Source organism: Promicromonospora vindobonensis (genome assembly GCF_042685865.1).
In the GTDB taxonomy this organism is placed as follows: domain Bacteria; phylum Actinomycetota; class Actinomycetes; order Actinomycetales; family Cellulomonadaceae; genus Promicromonospora; species Promicromonospora vindobonensis.
The window spans coordinates 991,252-1,013,259 of record NZ_JBHUOG010000001.1 but is presented as its reverse complement, the minus strand read 5'-3'; the positions used below and the strand labels follow the sequence as shown (position 1 = coordinate 1,013,259).

Below are 22,008 nucleotides of genomic sequence, written 5' to 3'. Positions count from 1 at the left end.
GCCGAGCCCGCCGAGACCCGCCCGGGTCTCGGCGAGCTCGGCCGGCGGGCTCTCGGCCAGCGGCTCCCCGGCCAACGAGCCCTCGGCCAACGGCCCGTTCACGCCGCGCGGTGGAACGTCCTGCGGTAGGCGGTCGGGGTCACGCCGAGCGCAGACTGCACGTGGGCCCGTAGGGACTGCGCCGTGCCGAAGCCGCACTCGCGCGCGATCTGCTCCATCGGCAGGTCGGTGGACTCCAGCAGGGTCCTTGCGTGCTCGACCCGTTGCCGGGTGAGCCACTGGCCGGGGCTCTCGCCGGTCTCGTCGCGGAACCGCCGGGTGAACGTCCGCACCGACATGGCGGCGTGCCGCGACAGCTCGGCCAGCGTCAGGGGTTCGGCGAGCCGCTCCGTCGCCCACGCACGGGTCGCCGCGGTGCCCGGTCCGTCCTGGTCGGGCAAAAACCGCTGGATGTACTGCGCCTGCCCGCCCTCGCGGTGCGGTGGCACCACGGTGCGGCGAGCGACGTCCTGCGCGACGGCGGCCCCGTGGTCGCGGCGCACGAGATGCAGGCACAGATCGATCCCCGAGGCGACGCCGGCCGAGGTGAGCACGTCGCCGTCGTCGGTGAACAGGACCTCCGGGTCCAGCCGGACCCGTGGGAACAGCTTCCGGAACCGGTCCGTCGTCGCCCAGTGCGTGGTGGCCGGCCGGTCGTCCAGCAGCCCGGCGGCCGCCAGCGCGAACGCCCCGGTGCAGATCGACACGATCCGCGTACCCGGCCGGATCCTGCGGAACGCCTCCGCGAGCTCCGGCGTGAGCAGTCCCTTCTCGTACACGGGCCCGTACTCGTGCGACGCCGGGACCACCACCGTGTCCGCGTCCTCGACGGCCTCAGGGCCGTGCGTCACCTGGACCGCGACGTCGGAGTCCGACTGCACCAGCCCCGGGCCGCCTGGCGTGCAGGTCACCACCTCGTACAGGGGCGCGAGCGCCGCGTCGCGTGCCGTGCCGAAGATCCGGTGCGGGATGCCCAGCTCGAACGGGATGAACCCGGGCCGGATCAGGACTGCGACGCGGTGGATGCCCATGACCCACATCCTATGGCCTGATCCTAGCGATGTGTGTCCTCCCGGCCACTGGTTCGGGCGGCAGTGCTCGCCCATGCTGGCGCCATGACGCAGACTGCCGCAGTGCCGGCGCCCCAGGGACCGCCCGAGCGCCCGGCTCCCGTAGCCGCCCCGCCGCGCCGCCCCACCCCGCGCATCCACCCGGCCTGGTGGGTGGCCCTGGTCAGCTTCGTGACCATCATGTGCGCCGCCGCGTTCACCGCGGTGCCCGGCCTCTTCGTGGACCCGCTGCATGCGGAGCTCGGCTGGTCGCGCGCGACCATCGGCCTCGCGGTCGGCCTGCAGTCGGTGCTCTACGGGCTGACGGCGCCGTTCGCCGCCGCGCTGATGGACCGGTTCGGCATGCGGCCGGTGGTCACCGTCGCGCTGGTCGTCATCACGGGCGGCGCGCTGTCGACCGTCTGGATGTCGGAGCCCTGGCAGTTCGTGCTCGGCTGGGGGCTCCTCGTCGGCGTCGGCAGCGGCAGCATGGCGCTCGCCTTCACCGCGACGATCACCGGGCGCTGGTTCGTCGCCCGGCGCGGTCTGGTCAGCGGCGTGCTGACGGCGGCGACGGCGTCGGGGCAGCTCGTGTTCCTGCCCCTGCTGGCCTGGATCATCGAGAGCCAGGGGTGGCGTCCGGCGTCGGCCACCGTGGCCATCGCCGCGCTCGCGGCGGTCCCGCTCGTCCTCTTCCTGCTGCGTGACCACCCGGCCGACCTGGGGCTCGCGCCCTACGGCGGCGAGTACACGCCGAAGCCCGCGCCCGTGCACGACGTGGCGCGACGCACCGTCACTGCGCTGTTCGACGCCGCGCGCACCGGCCCGTTCTGGCTGCTGGCCGGCGCGTTCGCGATCTGCGGCGCGACGACGAACGGGCTGGTCCGGACGCACTTCGTGCCGGGTGCGCACGACCACGGCATGCCGATAACGGTCGCGGCGAGCCTGCTCGCGGTGATCGGCGTCGTCGACGTGATCGGCACCATCGGGTCCGGCTGGCTCACCGACCGGTACTCGCCGCGCGTCCTGCTGGGGGTCTACTACACGCTGCGTGGCGTCGCCCTGCTGTTCCTGCCGTCGCTCATGGCGCCGCAGGTCGAGCTGCCGATGGTGTTCTTCATCGTGTTCTACGGGCTGGACTGGGTGGCGACCGTGCCGCCCACCCTCGCCCTGTGCCGCGAGTTCTACGGCGACGACGCACCGATCGTGTTCGGCTGGGTGCTCGCCTCGCACCAGATCGGCGCCGGGGTGGTGGCGTTCGCCGGCGGCCTGGTGCGCGACGTCACCGGCTCGTACGACGCCGTCTGGTACGGCGCCGGCCTGCTCTGTGCGGGGGCCGCGCTCATGTCGCTGATGATCCGGAGACGGCGAGCGTCGGAGGCGCAGTCCCTCTGACGGCCACCGCGCCATCGCGACCCCTACACGCTGCACGCGACACGCCGATGATGCGATGCAGTGTGTAGGAGTCGCAATGCCGGGGGCTCCGTCCGGTTGCGGACGGGTCAGCGTCCCGGGCCGGGACCGCCGTATTCTCGCCGTCATGAGCACCACCCCCGAGCCTCACGAGGCGTCCGAGCTCTCGCCGGCCACCGTCGTCGTCTCCGCCGGGCGTCCCGCCCGCGTCCAGGGCGGGCACATCAACCCGTCCGTGCCGATGAACTCCACGTACGTGTCGCAAGGCGTGGTCACGTCCGGCGAGCTGTCCTACGCGCGCGGCGACAACGACGCCTGGCACCCGTTCGAGGAAGCGCTCGCCACGCTCGAGTGCGGCGGAGGAGAGCCGGGCGAGGCGCTCGTGTTCTCGTCCGGCATGGCGGCGATCGCTGCGGTCTTCGCCCTGGTGCCCGACGGCGGCACGATCGTGCTGCCGCGGCACGCCTATCAGGCGGGCATGGTGCTCGCCGGCCAGATCAGGGACCGGCACGGCGTGACCCTGCGCCACGTCGACATCGCCGACACGGACGCCGTGGTGGCGGCTCTTGACGGCGCTGACCTGCTGCTCGCCGAGTCGCCCACGAACCCGATGCTGGAGGTCGCGGACCTGCCGGCCGTGCTCGGTGCGGCCCGCGCGCGCGGCGTGCGCTCCGTCGTCGACAACACGTTCGCGACGCCGCTTGGCCAGCGGCCGCTGGAGCACGGCGCCGACATCGTGCTGCACTCGGTGACCAAGTACCTGGCCGGCCACTCCGACGTCGTGCTCGGTGCGCTCGTGACGCGGGACGCCGAGCTGTCCGCCACCCTGCGTGAGCACCGCACGCTGCACGGCGCCATCGCCGGGCCGTTCGAGGTGTGGCTCGCCCTGCGGGGCCTGCGCACTCTGGCACTGCGCTTCGAGCGTGCGCAGGCGAACGCCGCAGAGCTGGCCCGACGCCTCGCGGACCACCCGGACGTCGCCGAGGTGCGGCATCCCTCGCTGCCCGGGGACCCCGGGCACGAGCGTGCGACGGCGCAGATGAACGGCTTCGGGGCGATCATCGGTGTCCGGCCGGCCGAGCGGTCGGGGGTCGGGCGCCGTCGAGCGGGCGGACGCCGTCGTGGACGCCGTGCGGCTGTGGCTCCCCGCGACGTCGCTGGGCGGTGTGGAGTCCATGCTGGAGCGCCGCCGCCGCTGGGGCACAGAAGCCGTGACGGTGCCGGAGGACCTGCTGCGCCTGTCGGTCGGCATCGAGGACGTCGAGGACCTCTGGCAGGACCTGGACCGGGCCCTCCGCGCCTGACCCCCTGGTTGTGGGCGCGACCGTTGCGACCTCGCGTCCGATATAGGCGCAATCGTCGCGCTCACAACCAAGGGGGGTCAGTCGAGGGGGCCCAGGAGGGACTGGGCCACCGTGCTGTGGGCTGAGTCGTCGCTGGACGGGTGGAAGATCCCCGCGAGCACGTCCCGGTAGAGGCGGCCTAGCTCGGACGAGTTGAAGTAGGTGGAGCCGCCGGACACCCGCACCGCCTGGTCCACGACGTCCCGGGCTGCCTCCGTGACCCGCACCTTCAGGCCCGCGGTCGCCCGGAACCAGCCGGCGCCCCGGTCCAGCGTGCTGTCCGACGCCGAGGCGTCGAGATCGCGGGTGATCCCGTCGATCTGGAGCCAGACGCTGTCCTGCGTCAGTGCCATGTCGGCGATGCGGCGGCGGACGTCGGGGTCCTGGGAGTACGGCTTGCCGGTCTTCATGGACGTGCGGCGTCCCACCGCCTCGACGGCGAGCTCCAGCGCGCGGTCGGCGATGCCCGCGTACACGGCGGCGAGCAGTACCTCGAACGACGTGAAGATGCCCAGGACGTACGGGTCCAGCGACGGCCCGGGGGGCAGGAGGCGCAGTACCCGGTCGGCGGGCGCGTGGGCGCCGTCGAGCATCGTGGTGCGCGACTGGGAGGCGCGCATGCCGATCGTGTCCCAGTCGTCGAGGATGTCGAACCCGCCGCCGTCGCGCGTGACGAACGCGTGCACCAGTCGCGGTTCGCCGCCGCGGCGCCCGTTGCCGCCCGACGGGTCGAGGCCCAGCACGCCGAGCCGCGTCCACGCGGGGGAGTTGGACGTGAAGATCTTGCGGCCGTGGAACGTGTACCCGCCGTTGCCGTCGGGCCGCGCCTCCGTGCGGGAGCCGAGCAGCACCAGGTCGTTGCCCGGCTCGGAGTAGCCGAAGCCGAACACCTCGCCGGCCGCCGCCTCGGCGAGCAGCCAGTCCAGCGACGAGTCCCCGCGCTCGTGCAGGTAGCGCCCCACGCCCACCCACACGTGGTGCATGTTCACGGCCAGCGCCGTCGCTGGTGCGTGCGCGGACAGCCTGGCCTGCTCGCGCGCCGTCTCGCGCAGCGAGAGGCCCGCGCCGCCGAGCGCGGTGGGCACCATGGTGCCGAGATAGCCGGCGGCCTGCAGGTCGGCGAGGTCCTCGGCGAAGAAGGCGTTGTCGCGGTCGTAGTCGGCGGCTCGTTCGCGAAGGGTGGCGAGCAGCTCGTCGGACAGGAGGTGAGTCACCTCCCGAGGCTAACGCTGCCGGACGGCGTCGTGGGCGGAACGCGCAGGTGACCACGGCCACCGTCGTCGCGCCGGACCGCGCCGGAGCCGGCTGGGCTCACCCCGGGTCCCGCTGCAGCCGGCGCGCCCGCACCGCGGCGTACAGCTCGGCGGCGGCGCGCGGGTCGTTGATGTCGCGGCCCGTCAGGTCGGCGACACGGGCCAGCCGGTTCAGCACCGTGTTCCGGTGGCAGTGCAGTGCTGCGGCAGCCCTGGTGCCCGACCCGCCGTGCTCGAACCATGCCTCGATGGTGCCGAGCAACAGCTCCTCGTCCCGCGCGTCGCGGTCCCGCAGGCCGCTGAGCACCGCGCTGGCGAGCTCGGCCGCGCGTTCGCCGTCGGCCACCAGCAGGGCGTCCAGCGGCCGGTCGCCGTAGCGGGCGAGCCCTACCGCGCCAAGGGGCAGGGAGCGCACGGCGGTGCGGGCCTGGGCGAGGGCGGCCGGCGCGTCGGCAAGGCTCGTGAACGGCCGGCTCGCGCCGGTCGGGGCGTGCACCGCCAGGCAGGCCACGGCGTCGTGCGCGTCCTGGGAGGTGGGTGCGGCCACGAGCGTCAGCCGGGCGCCCTCGTGCGTGAGCCAGCGGGTGACCACCCGGGAGGCGTCCGCGCCGGCGTCCTCCGGTACGGGCGATGCGCCGGGCAACGGTGCAGGGGGCAGGCCGGGCCCCGTGACAGCGACGACGAGCATCACGTCGGTGGGCAGGCCGAGCGCGCGACGTGCGGTGTCGAGGTCGTGCACCGCCCCCGTGAGGACCCCGCGCAGCAGCTCGGTGCGGGCCATGTTCTCGCCGAGGCCCGCCGCGGTCTCCAGGTGGGCCCGCACGGCGACGTTCGACGAGCGGTCGATGGCGAACCAGACCCGCGAGGAGGCCCGGAGCAGAGCCGCGGTGTCGTTCTCGGAGCGCAGCCGGCGGGCGAGCTCCTCCCAGATCCGCAGGCCGGCCAGCCGGTAGGCGTGCTGCAGCAGGTCCAGCGGCATGCCCTCGGCGGCACTGACCCGGCCGGCCTCCCGCGCGGGTTCGAGAGACGAGGTCTCACCGGCGAGCGCGGCGAGGATCTCCGCCACGTTCGCCCGGACGAGCGGCTGGACGGCGGCTGCCGGGAGCCGGGTCTCCTGGTAGGTGGGTTCCGCGTGCAGGATGCCGTCGGCGACCTGCCCGCTCAGTAGGTCGAGGGCATCGCGGAGGTCGTGGCGCCCTTCTCCAACGATGTCCGACATGTGAGGCAGCGTAACCGCGGGGCGCCGACTGTGCACTCAAGGCCAAGATGTAAACCCGGTACTGGGTCTCGCATCAGACCGGTGCGGACCCATAGGCTATTGGAGTCCGGGTCAGCGATGCCCGGACGGTCGGATGCCGAGCGGTCGAAGGAGACAGCTGATGAGCGTGACGGACACGCGAGCCACCACGGAGCGCGAGCTCGACCGGGCGGTCGAGGAGCTCAAGGTCGGTGCGGAGCGGTGGGCGCAGCTGCCCGTCGCGGACAGGGGAGCGCTGTTCCGGAGGGTGCACTCGTCGATAGCCGAGGTCGCCGAGGAGTGGGCGACGACCGCCGCAGAGGCCAAGCACGTCGCGCCGTCCGCCCCGTACGCGGGCGAGGAGTGGATGACCGGCCCGTACGGCGCGCTGGAGAGCGCTGCCACCTACGCGCGGTCGTACGAGGCGCTCGCGGGGGGCGGGTCGCCGCTCGACGGGCTCGCCGTCGGCACGGCACCGGGCGACCGCGTGGCGGTCCGGGTGCTGCCGCGCACCGTCAAGGAGTGGGTGCTGTTCAACGGCTTCAGGGCGGAGGTCTGGATGCCGCCGGGCGCGACCGAGCGGCAGGTGCGCGACGGCGCGGGCCTGGGAGCAGGGAAGGTCGGCGAGTACGGCGGCGTCGGGCTCGTGCTGGGGGCTGGCAACATCTCGTCCATCGCGCCGCTCGACGCCTTCTACGAGCTCGCCGCGCACAACCGCGCCTCGCTCGTGAAGCTCAACCCCACGTTCGGTGCCCTGCTCGGGGTCTACCGCAGGGCGCTCGCGCCCCTCATCGAGGCCGGCGTGGTCCGGGTGGTCACCGGCGACGGCGCCACCGGTGCCTATCTCACGCGGCACAGCGGCATCGACAAGGTACACATCACCGGTTCAGCGGTCACGCACGACGCCATCGTCTGGGGCACCGGCGAGGAGGCAGAACGGCGTCGGGCGGCGGACGACCCGCTGCTGCCGGTGCCGATCACGAGCGAGCTGGGCGGCGTGGCGCCCATGATCGTGGTCCCCGGCCGGTGGAGCGCCGCCGACCTGCGGTTCCAGGCCGAGCACCTGGTCTCCATGCGCCTGCACAACGCGGGCCACAACTGCGTGGCGGGGCAGGTCGTCGTGCTCTCGGCGGACTGGGCGCAGAAGGACGCGTTCCTCGCCGAGCTGCGCCGTGCCCTCGCGACCATGCCGGCCCGCTCGCCCTGGTACCCCGGTACGGACGCCAAGGTCGCGCGCGCCTCCGATGCGCACCCCGGCGCCGAGCACGTGAGCGGGCGCATCCTGGTCGAGGTCGCCCCCGGCGACCCGGCGTGCACCGACGAGTACTTCGCGCCGGTGCTGGCGTGGACGCAGCTGCCTGGCGAGGGTGCCGAGTTCCTGCGCGCCGCCGTCGGCTTCGCCAACGACTCCCTGTACGGGACGCTGGGCGCCAACCTGGTGGTGCGGCCGGAGGACCGCGCGGCGCTGGGCACGGACTTCGACGCCGCGATCGCGGACCTGCGCTACGGCACCATCGCGATCAACGCGTGGACGGGCGTCGGCTTCCTCCTGCCGGGGGCCACGTGGGGCGCGTTCCCCGGGCACACCGTTGCCGACGTCGGCTCAGGGATCGACGTCGTGCACAACGGGCACCTGCTGGCCGACCCTGAGCGCAGCGTCGTGACCGGGCCGTTCCGCCCGTTCCCACGCAGCGTGCTGCACGGCGAGCTCTCCCTCTTCCCGAAGCCGCCGTGGTTCAGCGGGTCCCGCAGCGGGACGGAGACGGGCCGACGGCTGACCCGCTACGCGGCCGCGCCGTCGTGGGGCCGGCTCGTGCCGGTCCTGCTCGCCGCGTTCCGTGCGTGACGGGGCGGTGTGGCTGCACAATGCTTGTGCGCCGGGCCAATGGGGGTCCGGCCGGTCCGGACCGACGGTGGTCCGGCACCTGAACAGTGCGTATCGAACACAGGGAGACCGATGATGGTTGTCCGGAGCCCGCTGCCCGACGTGCAGATCCCGTCCGTCAGCGTCTACGAGTACCTGTTCGGCGATATCGAGCCCGGTGACCTGGACCGCGTGGCGGTGGTCGACGGCGTCAGCGGCACGGAGACGACGTTCCGCTCCCTCCTCGCGCAGATCGACGCCGTCGCCGGCGCCATGGCCGCGCGCGGGTTCGGGGTGGGCGACGTCGTCGCGCTGCACGCCCCCAACGTCCCCGCCTACGTCACCGTGTTCCACGGGTTGCTGCGGGCGGGGGTCACGGTCACGACCATCAACGGCCTGGCCACCGGCCCGGAGATCACCAAGCAGCTGGCCGACTCCGGTGCTCGGCTCATGATCACCGTGTCGGCACTGCTCGAAGCGGGCGAGGCAGGGGCACGGGGCGCCGGCCTCACCGAGGAGCAGATGGTGGTGCTCGACGGCGGCACCGGTGCCGCAGAGGGCTACGCGTCCCTGGCCGACCTGCTGGCAGAGCCGCGCCCGGCTCCCGACGTCTCGTTCGACGCGGCGACCCACCTCGCGGTGCTGCCCTACTCGTCCGGCACGACGGGCCGCCCCAAGGGCGTGATGCTGACGCACACCAACCTCGTCGCGAACGTCGCGCAGTCCCTCGCGATCGGCGTGGGGCCCGACGACGTCGTGCCGTGCGTGCTGCCGTTCTTCCACATCTACGGGATGACCGTGCTGCTCAACCTCGCGCTCAAGACCCGGGCGAAGCTCGTGACGCTGCCACGGTTCGACCTGGCGCAGTACCTCGGGATCATCCAGGAGCAGCGGGCGACGTTCCTCTTCGTCGCGCCGCCCATCGCCCTCGCGCTGGCGAAGCACCCGCTCGTGGACTCCTACGACGTCTCCAGCGTGCGGGCAGTGCTGTCGGGGGCCGCGCCGCTCGACGAGAAGCTCGCGCAGGCAGTGCTCGACCGGCTCGGCGACAGCGTGCGGGTGCTGCAGGGGTACGGCATGACGGAGATGTCGCCGGTCTCGCACTGCATCCCGTTCGACCGCCCGGACATCTCGCCGGGGACCGTCGGGCTGCTCGTCGCCGGCATGGAGGCGAAGATCGTCGACCCGGCGACCGGGGCGGAGATCGAGCAGCCCGACGACGGCGTCTCGGCCCCTGGTGAGCTGCTGTGCCGCGGACCGAACGTGATGGTCGGCTACCTCGGCAACCCCGAGGCGACCGCCGACACGCTGGAGCCGGACGGGTTCATGCACACCGGCGACATCGTCACCGTCGACGCGGGCGGCGTGTTCCGGGTGGTGGACCGGCTCAAGGAGCTCATCAAGTACAAGGGCTACCAGGTCCCGCCGGCGGAGCTGGAGGCGCTCCTGCTCTCCCACCCCAAGATCGCGGACGCCGCGGTGATCGGCGTGCCCGACGACGAGGCCGGCGAGATCCCGAAGGCGTTCGTCGTGACCGCGCAGGGGCAGTCGCTGAGCGAGGGCGAGGTCATCGCGTACGTCGCGGAACAGGTCGCCCCCTACAAGAAGGTGCGGAGCGTGGAGTTCATCGAGGCGGTGCCGAAGTCTGCCTCGGGGAAGATCCTGCGCAAGGACCTCAAGGTGGCCCCGTAGGGCCCTCCACGAACGGGTCTTGCACGGCAGTTCCGGTAGGGTCGGGCGCGATGTCGCACCACACACCTGAACCAGCCTCCGCCGGGGACTCGACGAGCCCCGCACCGACGCCGGACGCTGCCGGCAAGACCCGCGTCGTGATCCTGTTCGGCGGGCGCTCCGGCGAGCACGGGATCTCCGTCGCCACCGCGGGCGGCGTGATGAGCGCCATCGACCGCACGAAGTACGAGGTGGTGCCCATCGGGATCACCCCGAAGGGCCAGTGGGTCATCGCGGCGGACGAGCCCGAGCGCTGGGCCATCACCGACGGCAAGGCGGCGGAGGTTCCGGAGTCCGCCGCCGAGGTGGTGCTCCCGCTGACCGTCGGCGACGCGGCGCTGCGGGTCCTGGAACCCGGCCGGGTGCCGTCGGCGCTCGCCGACGTCGACGTGGTGTTCCCGCTGCTGCACGGCCCGTACGGCGAGGACGGGACTGTCCAGGGCCTGCTCGAGCTCGCCGACGCACGGTACGTCGGCTCCGGCGTGCTCGCGTCCGCCGTCGGCATGGACAAGCACTTCATGAAGATGGTGTTCGCGGGGCAGGGCCTGCCCATCGGCCCGTACGCCGTGATCAAGCCGGGCGACTGGGACCGGCGCCGTGACATCGTCCTGCAGAGCGTCGAGCCCCTCGGGCTGCCCCTCTTCGTCAAGCCTGCCCGCGCCGGGTCCTCGCTCGGCGTGTCCAGGGTGGACTCGCTGGACGACCTCGACGCCGCCGTCGAGGAAGCACGCAGGCACGACCCCAAGGTGATCGTCGAGGCGGGCATCGCCGGCCGGGAGATCGAGTGCGCGGTGCTCGGCGGCCGCGGCGGGGAGCGCCCGCGAGCGTCGCTGCCCGGCGAGATCCTCGTGACCGACGAGACCAAGAACGGCTTCTACGACTACGAGGCCAAGTACTTCGACGAGGCCGCGGTGCAGCTCTCGTGCCCGGCCGACCTGCCGGACCACGTCATCAAGGAGGTCCAGGAGATCGCCGTGCGGACGTTCGAGGCCGTCGGCGCCGAGGGCCTGGCACGCGTTGACGTGTTCGTGACGCCCGAGGACCAGGTGGTGGTCAACGAGATCAACACCATGCCGGGCTTCACGCCGTTCTCGATGTATCCGCGCATGTGGGACGCCTCCGGACTGAGCTACCCGGACCTGATCGACGAACTCATCCAGCTCGCTCTCGAGCGGCCCACCGGCCTGCGCTGATCGCCTGTACTCTGCCTCTCACCACCGGTCTTCCGCATCGATCGTCACCTCGGTCTGCAGGGCCGGAAATGGCATCTGAGGAGGCAGGATGTGGGGCGGGCCGCGCTACAGGTACGCCGCGCGTGACGTGCGGGTCGCGAACGGGACGCTCACCATCGGGCTCACCACCTTCGCCCTGAGCAACGTCATGCGGGTCGAGGTGGTGGGCGTCGCAAAACCCCAGCCCATCGGCGCCTGGGCGAACCAGGTCGCCTACCCGTTCTGCATCATCGCGGTCGTCATCCTGCTGCTCCGCATGGTGGGGGCCGACGCCGTCCCGTGGGAGGCCGCCCTCGCCACAGCCTGTGCAGGCCTCGGGTGGCCGGCGGCGCGCGCGTGGCAGCAGACGCAGTTCTGGAAGCCGGTGTGGAAGTACCCGGTGTTCGCCCTGCAGCTGGTCACCGCGACGCAGCACGTGCACCGCATCTGCGCGCACGACGCCAGGCACCTCGCGGCGCTCGCGGCCCTGCTGGGCGCGGCGATGAAGGACCCGGCGATCTCCTACCACGGGACCATCCAGCTGATCTCGAACGCCGACGCGCTGCACACGATGGAGGCCAGCAGGGACTCGATGGTGCGCTGACCAGCACCGGACCTTGTGCACGGCGCTTTCGTACGCCTACTATTTCGGTATGTCGCGAAATACCGAAGAACCGGGAGACGGGCTCTTCTCCGCCCTTGCCCATGGGGCGAGGCGGGAGATCCTGCGCTACCTGCGCGACAAGGACTACGTCCGGGCCGGTGACATCGGCGCCGCGCTGGGGATCGCTCCGTCGACCCTGTCCGGCCATCTCAAGGTCCTGCGCCAAGCAGGTCTGGTCGAGACCCGGCGTCGCGCGACCGAGGTCCAGTACCGGCTGCAGATGAGCCTGCTGGACGAGGCGATAGTCGCCCTGGCCGGGCTGCGGCGCCCCGGGTCGTCGACGGCGGAGGGCGGCCCGGTGTCAGAGCCGGCCGAGAGCGACACCAGCACAGCGCACCAGACTGCCAACCAGGAGGGCACGCCATGACTGCGACCGGCTCCACCGAAGTGTCTCCGCACGAGAACCCGCCGCCGCCCCCGTGGGTCATGATCCCGTGGCCCGGTGCGGCAGTGGCGCTGGTCGCCGTCGCGATCATGATCGTGGCATCGGTCGTCGCGTGGCCGGAGATGGCGGTCGAGATCGTCACCAGGGAGGCTGACGGCCGCCATGGGGAGAGCGTGGCGCACCGCGCGGTCACTGCCGCCGCCGCGCCGAGCGCCCTGCTCGGGCTCACGGTCCTGTTCTCCGTAGTGCTGCGAGCGGACCATGAGCTGCTCAAGCGCACGCCCGTGGGACTGGACCGTTCGCCCGAACGGGCCCGGCGCGTGCTGAGCTGGACACTCATGGGCCTGTCGGTGGTCCTTGTGGTGCTCCACCTCGGGCTGCTCTCCCTGCACACCGGGGACGCGTATCCGCTCGAGAACGCCGTCGCCGCAGCCGGCGGCCTTCTCCTCGCCTGCCTCGGCGTGGCAGCGCCCCTGTTCGCCCCGGGTGGCAGCTACACCGGCGGGCTCGAGCGGTTCAGGGCCGCGCAGGGCCGGCTGTACCGCGGGGCGGGAATCGCCCTCGTCCTCGCGGGGATCGCGACGGCCGTCGCTGCGGCATTCGACCCCTGGGTGGCGATGGGCATCGCCGTCGTGTCGGTCGGTGCGGTCTTCGTCGTCGTCGGGCTGGTCGCAGCGATCCGGGCGGCGCGGAAACCGTCGGAGTGACGTCGTCGCGGGCGTGGCCCCCAGTGGCCTGCCGTGACCTCGCGGGCTCGGCGGGCCGCCCGGCGGCGCCGGCTCAGCGCACGGTCGGGTGCGGCTCGAGGCCCATCTGGGCCAGCAGCGAGGCGACCAGGTCCTCGTGCAGCGCCACGTGGTCGCCGAACGCGAACTCCTGGTGCCCGTAGACGGCCATGCACTGCAGGCCGTAGACCTGCCGCCAGCTCGTCACCATGAGGTGCGCGACACCGAGCGGCAGGTCGTGACCGCCCACCGCGTCGCGGTACCGGCGGACCTGTTCGGCCAGCTCTGGAGTGATCTCGTCGTCGGCAGGGCGCGGGACGCCCGACGCCGCCAGCTCACGGAAGAGGGGCACGTAGTGGCCCCCGACCATCTCGGCCATGCGGCGCTGGAGGGCGTGGCTGTCGGGCAGCTCCGCGCGGATACCGGACCCGATGACGAGGTCGAACTCCGCCGGGTTGCGGACCGCCCAGTCGAGCGAGGCACGCGTCGAGGCGACCAGTGCTGCGGCGATGTCGCCGGGCTCCTGCCGGCGGACGGCGGCGCTGAGCTCCGCCAGCACCTCCTCGACGATCAGCACGCAGAGCTGCGCGATGACGTCCTGCCGGTTCTCGAAGTGCCGGTACAGCGCGGGTGGCGTGACGCCGACCTCCTTCGCGACGGCGGCCATCGTGAGCTTGCTCAGGCCGTGCTGCCCGGCGAGCTGGTGGCGCGCGGCGGTGAGCACCTCACGGCGCAGCTCGTCGCGCAGGCGCTCCCGCCGCGACTGCACCGGGGCGGGTTCTGTTGCTGCTGGCACTGAGATTGCCGGGCTCACTGGCACTCCTTCGTGGCAGGTACCTGCGTCACGGCGCCGGCGAGGTCGGCGATGAACGACGTCGAGTGGTTCTCGGTGACCGCAGGCGGCACGATCACCTCGACAGCGGGCTCGCGCCCGTACGTGACGAACGACCAGGTGCCGGCGTCGTCGGTCGTGACGATCCAGTCGACGGCGGTCCCGTCGCCCGAGTCGACGTGCTGGCAGTCCGCTGAGGGCCCGACCTGGGCCACGCCGCACCGCATGGTGACCGCGGCGCCCGGCTCGCCCCACGCCGCCGTCGCCTGCGCATCGGTCGGCACCTTCGGCAGATCGCCGCCGAGCTCGTCCGGCACGGCGAGCATCACGTCGGCGCACAGCGGGTCGGCGGCCTCCGGCGCGACCTCCACCCCGATCGTTCGTGCGCACCCGGCCAGTGCCACGACGGCGAGAGCAGCGGCGGTCAGTGCGGTGACGAAACGGGCGGGAAGCACGGAGATACGTTACCCGTCTCGGATAGTGCCCGTCCCCGATGCCCGTTTCCGGGCGGTGTGCGGCTCGCGCGGCGGCTGATCTGCCGCGCCCGGCCGGGCTGGCCCTTAGGGTCTACCAGTGACCCGCGTCCGTGACCTCTCCGAGGAGCAGATCCTCGAACGCATAGTGCCCCTGCTGCCCCGGGGGAGCGCCACGCTGCTCGGTCCCGGCGACGACGCCGCGGTGCTCGCCGCATCCGACGGCCGGTTCGTGGTCTCGACCGACGTGCTGGTCGAGGACCGCCACTTCCGCACCCGCTGGTCCACGGGGTACGACGTCGGACGGCGTGCCGCCGCGCAGAACTTCGCCGACATCGCCGCGATGGGGGCCCGGCCCACCGCACTGGTGACCTCACTGGTCGTGCCTGGTGACACCGAGCTGGACTGGGTGACCGGACTGGCCACCGGCCTGGCCGACGGCTGCGCGCCGGTCGGTGCCGGTGCGGTGGGCGGTGACCTGTCGGGCGGACCGTGCCTGGTGGTGAGCATCACCGTGCACGGCGACCTGGAGGGGCGCCCGCCGGTGCTGCGGTCGGGCGCTCGGCCGGGCGACGTCGTCGCCCACGCCGGGGTTCGCGGGTGGTCGGCCGCCGGGCTGGCGCTCCTGGAGGCGGGCCTGGTCCGTACGCCGCTCTCCCCAGCACCGCTGGAGGTCACCGACGGCGTGCTGCTGGAGGACGCCTGGGAGCGGCTCGTCGCCGCGTACCTGCGGCCGGACCCGCCGCTCGCCGCGGGCGTCGAAGCGGCCAGGGCGGGAGCCACCGCGATGCTCGACCTGTCCGACGGGCTCCTGCGCGACGCCGGGCGGCTCGCCCGTGCGAGCGGTGTACGGCTGGACTTCGACGCAGGGGCGTTCGCGAAGGACCGGGACGCCCTGCACTCGGCGGCACGGGCCGTGGCGGCGGCGACCGGGCTGGGCGACCCCGGCTGGGGGCCGGGGACCTCGGACATCGACGGGCTGACCGGGCGCTGGGTCTGGGCCGGGGGAGAGGACCACGGGCTGCTCGCGACGTTCCCGGCGGGAGCTCGGCTGCCGGCGGGCTGGACCGCCGTCGGCCAGGTGCATGGGTTGGGCGAGGTAGGGGTGGGCGAGGCAGGGGTGGTTGAGGCTGTGGTGGGCGAGCCTGGGCCGGCCGTCACGATCGGTGGCGAGCTGCCCGCGGATCAGCCTGGCTGGGACCACTTCCGCGCATGACAGGTGCCTGAACCCGCGACTTCGGTCGGATGGGATGAGATCGGTCGTTTGATTGACCGATCTCATCCCATCCGACCGAAGTCATCTGGGTGGAAGCCGAGCTCTCTCAGCGCTTGCGGAAGCGGAGCTGCTTGAGCGGGCGGCCGCCGAAGTCGTCGATGCGCTCGGTGCCGTCGTGCTGGAACCCGTGCCGCCGGTAGAAGTGCTGGGCGCGCTCGTTGCCCGCGAAGATCCAGAGACTGACGACGGTGCCAGGTGCCAGACCGTCGAGCGCCGTCCGCATCAGGTCGCGAGCGACACCGGTGCCCCACGCGCGCGGATGCAGGTAGATGGCGTAGATCTCGAGGTCGCCGGGCTCGGCGTCCTCGTCACGGGACGGGCCGACGCTGGTGAAGCCGATGGTCCCCCCTTCGTCCTCGGCGACGAGCACGTTGGTACCCCGGGCGGTCAGGGCAGCAGACCAGTGCCCGGCCCTGTCGGCGACCTCGAGCGAGGCCAGGTAGGAGTCGGGCAGAATCTCTGAGTAAGCACCACGCCAGGAGGCGATGTCGACACGAGCGATGGCTTCTGCGTCGGTCGTCGTTGCTGGGCGGATGGTCACGTCTTCCGGTGCCATCATGACTTCACCTTTCCACCACCGGGTGCTGGGCGCAACTACTTCTTTGGTCCGAGATGAATGTCCGGGAACGCCGAAGACGCCTACCGGGACAAACCCGGCAGGCGTCTTCATCAAGCATTACGGGTCGCGTCAGCGACCCGGCTGCGGCGGCGTCAGGCCGAGACCTTGCGCGTGACCTTGCCGGCCTTGAGGCAGGAGGTGCACACGTTGACGCGCTTGGGAGTCCCGCCCACAATCGCACGGACGCGCTGGATGTTCGGGTTCCAGCGGCGCTTGGTGCGGATGTGAGAGTGCGAAACGCTGTGCCCGAAGCCCGGGCCCTTGCCGCAGACGTCGCAGTTGGCAGCCACGGTGTCTCCTGAATGTCGTGCACGCCTGTGCAGAAACGACAGCACGACGTGAGTGATGGTCAAAAAGGGGGAGCCTGGACGCTTCAGAGCAAGCAGCGCTTCTTAGCGGGCCAGGCAACTTCCACAGAGTACCCGATCGCAGGCCGGGCCCTCAAACCGTAGCCGCGGGGTGGTGCGTCACACCGGGTTGACGCACCCGTGCCGCCTGGTCAGGCCTGTGGACGGCCGCACGCGATCTGCCCGGCCGCTCGGTACGGTGGATCCGTCCGGGCGGGCGCCCGGTCAGTTGTCCAGCCACGTGCAGGAGGGCAGAGCGTGACCGACGTCGACAGCGGCAGCCGGACCACTGGTTCCGGACCGGAGCCGTTCCCGGCCGGCGTCCGTCTCGAGGACCCTGGACTGGTGCGCGCCTGGACCCGCGGCGCGACGGCGGCGCTGCGCCGGGAGCGCGCCGCGATCGACCGCGTCAACGTCTTCCCGGTGGCGGACGCCGACACCGGGACCAACCTCTACCTGACGTTCAGCGAGGGCGACCGGGCGGTTGCCGGAGCGCCCGCAGAGGCGACCGGACCGCAGCTCCTGGCGACGCTGGCCCGGGCGGCCCTGCTGGGCGCCCGCGGCAACTCCGGCGTGATCCTCAGCGAGTGGCTGCGCGGGCTCGCGGTGGCGGCCCGCCGTGGGGCGGGCCCGGCGGACCTGCTCACGCGGGCGGCGACGTCGGCAAGGGCGGCGGTGGCGCAGCCGGCCGACGGCACCATCCTCACGGCGGCGGACGCAGCGGCCGCCGCGGCGCGGGCCGCCGAGCGCTCTCTGGAGACCGGTGAGGGGCCGGGTTCGGTGGCCGCCGCCGGCGCGCTGCCGGTCGTGACAGCTGCCGCCGCTGCCGCGCGCACCGCTGCCAGGGCGAGCCGTGACGAGCTCGACGCCCTGCGCGCCGCGGGCGTGCTCGACGCCGGTGCCCTCGGGCTGGTCCTCGTGCTCGATGCCCTGGTCGTCGCCACGGCCGGGGCAGAGCCCGGGGCAGAACCCGGGGCAGAGCCCGGGGGAGTGTCAGTGGTGGACGGCAGCATGGATGCCGTGAACCTGGACCAGCTGCTCGACGCCGGTGCGCTGCCGCCCGTGACCGACGTGTCCGACGTCTGGCCGCACGGTGCCGAGGGCGGCACGGGCGGCCTCGAGCTGATGTTCGTGCTGACCGCGCCGGCCTCTGCCGCGTCGGAGACGGTGGCGGCCGGGCTGCGGGCCGCGCTCGGGGAGGTCGGCGACTCGGTGGTCGTGGTCGGCGGGGATGCAGGCACGGGGACCGCCGTCTGGCAGGCCCACGTGCACACGGACCACCTCGACCAGGCGCTCACGATCGCGGCTGAGGCGGCACGGGAGGGCTCGCTGGCCCAGGTGCACGTGCGCCACCTCGAGGCCGTGCACCAGCACGAATGGGGGGTCGTCGCCGCGACGTCGGCCCCTGGCCTCGCGGCGGAGCTCGCGCACGCTGGTGCCGTCGTGCTCCTCACGGGCGGGCTCGGCAGCACCGTAGAGCCTCTGGCCGCCGACGACGTCGGTCGTGCCGCCGCGTCGACCGGAGCCCGGCGGGTCCTGCTCCTCGGGGCGTCGGACGCGGGAGTGGGCGGCGCGGCGGAGCTCGGCGTCGACGAGGTGGTCGCCGTGCCGGCACCCACCGACCTGCACGCCGTCGTAGCGCTGGCCGCCCTCGGGACGCTGCTGCCGATCGGGCTGCCGGACGGGTCCGGCGCCGCGCCCGCCGTCGACGCACGCGCGGCAGTGGACGACGCGCTCGCCGCGCTGACCGTGGTGGAGACCCAGGGGGCCGCCGCGCTCGACGCCCTGCGGGACGCGGCAGGCCCAGGGACCACGCTGGCGACCGCGCTGCTCGACGCGGACGTCCCGGACGACCTGCCCGACCGGCTCGCCGCCGTGCTCGCCGAGCGGGCGCCGGAGGCCGAGCTCGTCGTCCTGGCGACCGGGCGACCCGGCGACGGGGTGCACCTGGGTACGGAGGAGGACGCATGACCGAGCGGGTGGACGAGCGCCTGGAGCGCGCCTTCGACAAGCGGACCGCGACCGCCCTGGGCAAGCTCGGGCTGCGTACCGTCGGTGACCTGCTGGGCCACTACCCGCGCCGGTACGCCGACCCCGGCGCGCTCTCGGACATCGCGGCGCTCGAGGTGGGCGAGCACGTGACGATCCTGGCCCGGGTGGAGCAGGCGACCGTCCGGCCCATGCGCAACCGCAAGGGCGCGCTCATGGAGGTGGTGGTGACGGACGGCAACAGCCGCCTGTCCCTCACGTTCTTCGGCAAGCACCGCGGCTCGCTCTTCAACCACGAGAAGCGCCTGGTCCCGGGCGCTAAGGGCCTGTTCACGGGAACCGTCGGCCTGTACAGGGGCGCGCGGCAGCTCACCCACCCGGACTTCACGCTGATGGGAGAGGAATCCGACCTCGACAGCGACGAGGCGCTGCTGGAGCACGCGACCAAGCCCATCCCGATCTACCCTGCGGCCGCAGGTATCCCGAGCTGGAAGATTCAGGGTGCGTTGCGCGTGGTCCTCGACACGCTGACCGACGACGACGTGCCGGACCCGGTGCCCGACGAGGTCCGAGAGCGCCAGGGGATGCCCGGGCGGGCGGCCGCGCTGCGCAGCCTGCACCGGCCGGCCACCTTGAAGGAGGCGTACCGCGCACAGCACCGGATGCGGTTCGAGGAGGCGTTCGTGCTGCAGGCGGCGCTCGCGCAGCGCCGGGCCCGCACCGCAGCGGAGGACGCCACCGCCCGCCAGCCGCTGCCCGCGGGACGCCCGAGCCTCCTCGCCGACTTCGACGCCTCCCTGCCGTTCGTGCTCACCGACGGTCAGCGCGAGGTGGGCGACGAGATAGCCGCAGAGCTCGCCGACCCGCGCCCGATGCACCGGCTGCTGCAGGGTGAGGTCGGCAGCGGAAAGACGGTGGTGGCGCTGCGCGCCATGCTGCAGGTGGTCGACGCCGGCGGCCAGGCCGCGCTGCTCGCGCCCACCGAGGTGCTCGCCGCCCAGCACGCCAGGACCCTGCGCGCCCTGCTGGGCCCGCTGGCCGAGGGCGGCACCCTCTTCGGGGCCGAGCACGCCGGCGCGAGCACCCGGATAGCGCTGCTCACCGGCTCGCTCGGCGCGAAGGCCCGCAAGGCGGCCCTGCTGCAGGCAGCGAGCGGCGAGGCCGGGATCGTGGTCGGCACGCACGCGCTCCTGTCGGAGCAGGTGCAGTTCGCCGACCTGGGCCTCGTCGTGGTGGACGAGCAGCACCGCTTCGGCGTCGAGCAGCGGGACGCCCTGCGAGCCAAGGGGCGGGTGGCACCGCACCTGCTCGTCATGACGGCCACGCCCATCCCGCGCACCGTGGCGATGACGGTCTTCGGCGACCTGGAGACGTCGTCCCTCACCGAGGTGCCGGCCGGGCGCGCAGGCATCACCACCGTCGCCGTCCCCGCCCGCAACACCCGTTGGACCGACCGCACCTGGGCCAGGGTCCGCGAGGAGGTCGACGCGGGCCGCCGTGCCTATGTGGTGTGCGCGCGGATCCACCCGGACGAGGAGACCAAGGCGGTCGCACAGGACTTCGACGACGTACCGGAGTTCCTGGATCCCTCCGGGCCCGACGCCGAGGGGGCCGACCGGCCGCCGCTGCGCGCGGTGCTCGAGGTCGTCGAGGAGCTGCGCTCGCGGCCCGAGCTGTCGGGCATCGAGATCGGCATGCTGCACGGGCAGCTCCCGCCCGACCAGAAGGAGGAGGCCATGGCCCGGTTCGCCTCCGGCGAGTCTCCGGTCCTGGTCTCGACCACGGTGGTCGAGGTCGGTGTCGACGTGCCCGAGGCCACGGCCATGGTGATCTTCGACGCCGACCGGTTCGGCATCTCCCAGCTGCACCAGCTGCGTGGACGGGTGGGGCGCGGTACCGACCCTGGCCTGTGCCTCCTGGTGTCCGACGCCGAGCCGGGCACACCGGCCTTCGCCCGGCTGGAGGCGATGACCCAGACCACTGACGGCTTCAAGCTCGCGAACCTCGACCTGGAGCTGCGCAGCGAGGGTGATGTGCTCGGTGCCGCACAGTCGGGCCGGACCAGCTCCCTGCGCCTGCTGCGGGTGGTCAAGGACGCCGGCCTCATCGAGGAGGCGCGCACCGCGGCTGTCGACGTCGTGCGGGCTTCCCCGGACCTGACGGAGTTCCCGGAGCTGGCGAAGGCGATCCGCGCACAGCTCGACGAGGACCAGGAGGAGTTCCTCGAACGGGCGTGACCGGCTCCCGTGCGCGGCCGTCGAAATTCGGCAGGGTGAAAATCGCTCGGGTGAAAGGGATGACCTACGCCTTACGCCCGAAAGGCACAGCCGATAGGGTCACGGCCCGTGACGGTCGACGCGAAGCATGCGATCCACACCGGCGCGCCGGCGAAGACCGCCTGGCAGCGCGGGAGGCTCCTCGCGCTCGGATCCGTGCTCGTCGCCGCGTTGCTCGTTGCCCACGACTTCGTGCCCAACCGCTGGGGAAACCTCGGCAGCCTCGTCCAGTCGTTCCTGCCCTGGCTCGGCCTGGCGGTGCCGCTCGGGATCCTCGCCGCGCTGCTGCGACGGTCGGCGCTCGCCATCCTCGCCGTGCTGCTGCCGCTCGCCGCCTGGATCTGGGTCTTTCTGCCCCAGCTGCGCCCCGTCGTCCCGGAACCCGGCGACCTGACGGTGGTCCAGCACAACGTCAGCGACACCAACTCCGATGTGGTGGGCACCGCGGAGGTGCTCCTGGCGGCGGAGCCGGACGTCGTGACCCTCACCGAGATCTCCGACGCGACGGCCGAGCAGTACACGCAGGCGTTGAGCGACGTGCTCCCGCACCACGAGACGCAGGGCACCGTCGGTGTCTGGTCCAGGTACCCGCTCAAGGGCGCGACGGCCGTGGACATCCGGCCAGAGGGCATCGACGCCAGCTGGGACCGCTGCCTGCGCGTGGTGATCCAGCGGGAGGGAGCCGCGGTAGCGCTGTTCGCGGCACACCTGCCCTCGGTCCGGTTCGGTAGCGGCGGGTTCGAGACGGAGGTGCGCGACGCGAGCGCGCTGCAGCTCGCGGACGCGGTCAACGCAGAGCAGCACGACACGGTCATCGTCTCGGGAGACCTGAACGGAGTCCTGGCGGACAACGCCATCGCCCCCCTCACCAACCTCGTCACAGCGCCGACCACCGGTTTCGAGTTCACCTACCCCGACGTGTTCCCGGTCGCCCAGATCGATCACGTGCTCGCGCGCGGCGCCACCGTGACGGAGGTGCGCGCCCTGGGCAGCACGGGCAGCGACCACCGACCTGTCATAGCGCACCTGGACACCCCCTGGTCGTGACACGGGGCGCACCACACCGCGACTGCAGAGTTGGCTGCGGCCACCGATGCCGACTGCAGAGTTCGTAGCGCTCAGCAGCTCTCAAACCGCAACCAACTCTGCAGTGACGGAACGGGGCGACGACCAAGTCTGCAGTCGGCCGAGGAGGCGACTCTTGGCGGTCTGCGTGACCGGGTCCCGACTGCTCGGAGGTGACCGGGTCCCGACTGCTCGGAGGTGACCGGGTCCCGACTGC

General features: G+C 72.8%; 19 protein-coding genes. 12 read left to right on the top strand and 7 right to left on the bottom strand.

The genetic code is table 11. The annotated features are described in order from the left end of the window. Window positions 1-98: 98 nt before the first annotated feature. A complete protein-coding gene (locus tag ACFS27_RS04820; protein ID WP_377180706.1) occupies window positions 99-1,070 on the bottom strand; it encodes a GlxA family transcriptional regulator in 972 nt (323 codons plus the stop codon). Between the two features lie 84 nt (window positions 1,071-1,154). On the opposite strand from ACFS27_RS04820, the gene ACFS27_RS04815 reads away from it, so the two are divergent. Both ACFS27_RS04815 and ACFS27_RS04810 read left to right on the top strand, forming a co-directional pair. Next, a complete protein-coding gene (locus ACFS27_RS04815) occupies window positions 1,155-2,483 on the top strand; it encodes an MFS transporter (RefSeq protein ID WP_377180705.1) in 1,329 nt (442 codons plus the stop codon). A gap of 145 nt (window positions 2,484-2,628) precedes the next feature. Continuing rightward, window positions 2,629-3,930 carry a trans-sulfuration enzyme family protein gene (locus tag ACFS27_RS04810; RefSeq protein ID WP_449301512.1) on the top strand — a complete coding sequence of 434 codons (1,302 nt, stop codon included), beginning with the start codon at window positions 2,629-2,631 and terminating at the stop codon, window positions 3,928-3,930. On the opposite strand, the gene ACFS27_RS04800 is transcribed toward ACFS27_RS04810, so the two are convergent. Together ACFS27_RS04800 and ACFS27_RS04795 are read right to left on the bottom strand one after the other, a co-directional pair. After that, a complete protein-coding gene (locus tag ACFS27_RS04800) occupies window positions 3,883-5,058 on the bottom strand; it encodes an acyl-CoA dehydrogenase family protein (protein WP_377180704.1) in 1,176 nt (391 codons plus the stop codon). The genes ACFS27_RS04810 and ACFS27_RS04800 overlap by 48 nt on opposite strands. 97 nt (window positions 5,059-5,155) lie before the next feature. Continuing rightward, window positions 5,156-6,316, bottom strand: a complete 1,161-nt coding sequence (locus tag ACFS27_RS04795; protein WP_377180703.1) for a PucR family transcriptional regulator — start codon at window positions 6,314-6,316, stop codon at window positions 5,156-5,158. Window positions 6,317-6,476: 160 nt separating this feature from the next. Here ACFS27_RS04795 and ACFS27_RS04790 point away from each other — a divergent pair, with 160 nt between their 5' ends. The 6 genes from ACFS27_RS04790 to ACFS27_RS04765 all read left to right on the top strand — a co-directional run bounded on the left by ACFS27_RS04790 (window position 6,477) and on the right by ACFS27_RS04765 (window position 12,896). After that, window positions 6,477-8,180, top strand: a complete 1,704-nt coding sequence (locus tag ACFS27_RS04790) for an aldehyde dehydrogenase family protein (protein ID WP_377180702.1) — start codon at window positions 6,477-6,479, stop codon at window positions 8,178-8,180. 114 nt (window positions 8,181-8,294) lie between these two features. Next, a complete protein-coding gene (locus tag ACFS27_RS04785; protein ID WP_377183593.1) occupies window positions 8,295-9,890 on the top strand; it encodes an AMP-binding protein in 1,596 nt (531 codons plus the stop codon). Window positions 9,891-9,940: 50 nt separating this feature from the next. Further along, complete coding sequence (locus tag ACFS27_RS04780) at window positions 9,941-11,122, top strand: D-alanine--D-alanine ligase family protein (RefSeq protein ID WP_377180701.1); 1,182 nt, start codon at window positions 9,941-9,943, stop codon at window positions 11,120-11,122. Window positions 11,123-11,210: 88 nt separating this feature from the next. Then, window positions 11,211-11,744: a hypothetical protein gene (locus ACFS27_RS04775; RefSeq protein WP_377180700.1), complete on the top strand. Its 534-nt coding sequence runs from the start codon at window positions 11,211-11,213 to the stop codon at window positions 11,742-11,744. A gap of 49 nt (window positions 11,745-11,793) precedes the next feature. Then, a complete protein-coding gene (locus ACFS27_RS04770; RefSeq protein WP_377180699.1) occupies window positions 11,794-12,171 on the top strand; it encodes an ArsR/SmtB family transcription factor in 378 nt (125 codons plus the stop codon). Beyond that, complete coding sequence (locus ACFS27_RS04765) at window positions 12,168-12,896, top strand: hypothetical protein (RefSeq protein WP_377180698.1); 729 nt, start codon at window positions 12,168-12,170, stop codon at window positions 12,894-12,896. Before ACFS27_RS04770 ends, ACFS27_RS04765 begins: the two co-directional genes overlap by 4 nt. 73 nt (window positions 12,897-12,969) lie before the next feature. Here ACFS27_RS04765 and ACFS27_RS04760 read toward each other — a convergent pair whose 3' ends face one another. Together ACFS27_RS04760 and ACFS27_RS04755 are read right to left on the bottom strand one after the other, a co-directional pair. Continuing rightward, window positions 12,970-13,728, bottom strand: a complete 759-nt coding sequence (locus ACFS27_RS04760) for a TetR/AcrR family transcriptional regulator (protein ID WP_377180697.1) — start codon at window positions 13,726-13,728, stop codon at window positions 12,970-12,972. Continuing rightward, window positions 13,725-14,201, bottom strand: a complete 477-nt coding sequence (locus ACFS27_RS04755) for a DUF3515 family protein (protein ID WP_377180696.1) — start codon at window positions 14,199-14,201, stop codon at window positions 13,725-13,727. Before ACFS27_RS04755 ends, ACFS27_RS04760 begins: the two co-directional genes overlap by 4 nt. A gap of 118 nt (window positions 14,202-14,319) precedes the next feature. Here ACFS27_RS04755 and ACFS27_RS04750 point away from each other — a divergent pair, with 118 nt between their 5' ends. Continuing rightward, the gene (locus ACFS27_RS04750) at window positions 14,320-15,435 is read left to right on the top strand and encodes a thiamine-phosphate kinase (protein WP_377180695.1); all 1,116 of its coding nucleotides are present in this window, start codon (window positions 14,320-14,322) and stop codon (window positions 15,433-15,435) included. Between the two features lie 106 nt (window positions 15,436-15,541). On the opposite strand, the gene ACFS27_RS04745 is transcribed toward ACFS27_RS04750, so the two are convergent. Together ACFS27_RS04745 and rpmB are read right to left on the bottom strand one after the other, a co-directional pair. Next, window positions 15,542-16,054, bottom strand: coding sequence for a GNAT family N-acetyltransferase (locus ACFS27_RS04745; RefSeq protein WP_377180694.1), 513 nt, complete (start codon window positions 16,052-16,054; stop codon window positions 15,542-15,544). 152 nt (window positions 16,055-16,206) lie between these two features. Continuing rightward, the gene (rpmB, locus tag ACFS27_RS04740; protein ID WP_119143026.1) at window positions 16,207-16,404 is read right to left on the bottom strand and encodes a 50S ribosomal protein L28; all 198 of its coding nucleotides are present in this window, start codon (window positions 16,402-16,404) and stop codon (window positions 16,207-16,209) included. 315 nt (window positions 16,405-16,719) lie between these two features. Between rpmB and ACFS27_RS04735 the strand changes: the two genes are divergently transcribed. From ACFS27_RS04735 to ACFS27_RS04725, 3 genes are all read left to right on the top strand, one after another. After that, window positions 16,720-18,432, top strand: coding sequence for a DAK2 domain-containing protein (locus ACFS27_RS04735; protein ID WP_377180693.1), 1,713 nt, complete (start codon window positions 16,720-16,722; stop codon window positions 18,430-18,432). Beyond that, the gene (locus ACFS27_RS04730) at window positions 18,429-20,687 is read left to right on the top strand and encodes an ATP-dependent DNA helicase RecG (RefSeq protein ID WP_377180692.1); all 2,259 of its coding nucleotides are present in this window, start codon (window positions 18,429-18,431) and stop codon (window positions 20,685-20,687) included. Before ACFS27_RS04735 ends, ACFS27_RS04730 begins: the two co-directional genes overlap by 4 nt. A 108-nt stretch (window positions 20,688-20,795) precedes the next feature. Beyond that, complete coding sequence (locus tag ACFS27_RS04725; RefSeq protein WP_377180691.1) at window positions 20,796-21,773, top strand: endonuclease/exonuclease/phosphatase family protein; 978 nt, start codon at window positions 20,796-20,798, stop codon at window positions 21,771-21,773. Window positions 21,774-22,008: the final 235 nt, after the last annotated feature.

Excerpts from the sequence above, each read along its gene's own strand:
- ACFS27_RS04820 (WP_377180706.1), bottom strand. The coding sequence starts at position 1,070 with ATGGGCATCCACCGCGTCGCAGTCCTGATCCGGCCCGGGTTCATCCCG.
- ACFS27_RS04815 (WP_377180705.1), top strand. The coding sequence starts at position 1,155 with ATGACGCAGACTGCCGCAGTGCCGGCGCCCCAGGGACCGCCCGAGCGC.
- ACFS27_RS04810 (WP_449301512.1), top strand. The coding sequence starts at position 2,629 with ATGAGCACCACCCCCGAGCCTCACGAGGCGTCCGAGCTCTCGCCGGCC.
- ACFS27_RS04795 (WP_377180703.1), bottom strand. The coding sequence starts at position 6,316 with ATGTCGGACATCGTTGGAGAAGGGCGCCACGACCTCCGCGATGCCCTC.
- ACFS27_RS04790 (WP_377180702.1), top strand. The coding sequence starts at position 6,477 with ATGAGCGTGACGGACACGCGAGCCACCACGGAGCGCGAGCTCGACCGG.
- ACFS27_RS04785 (WP_377183593.1), top strand. The coding sequence starts at position 8,295 with ATGGTTGTCCGGAGCCCGCTGCCCGACGTGCAGATCCCGTCCGTCAGC.
- ACFS27_RS04780 (WP_377180701.1), top strand. The coding sequence starts at position 9,941 with ATGTCGCACCACACACCTGAACCAGCCTCCGCCGGGGACTCGACGAGC.
- ACFS27_RS04775 (WP_377180700.1), top strand. The coding sequence starts at position 11,211 with ATGTGGGGCGGGCCGCGCTACAGGTACGCCGCGCGTGACGTGCGGGTC.
- ACFS27_RS04770 (WP_377180699.1), top strand. The coding sequence starts at position 11,794 with ATGTCGCGAAATACCGAAGAACCGGGAGACGGGCTCTTCTCCGCCCTT.
- ACFS27_RS04765 (WP_377180698.1), top strand. The coding sequence starts at position 12,168 with ATGACTGCGACCGGCTCCACCGAAGTGTCTCCGCACGAGAACCCGCCG.
- ACFS27_RS04745 (WP_377180694.1), bottom strand. The coding sequence starts at position 16,054 with ATGATGGCACCGGAAGACGTGACCATCCGCCCAGCAACGACGACCGAC.
- ACFS27_RS04730 (WP_377180692.1), top strand. The coding sequence starts at position 18,429 with ATGACCGAGCGGGTGGACGAGCGCCTGGAGCGCGCCTTCGACAAGCGG.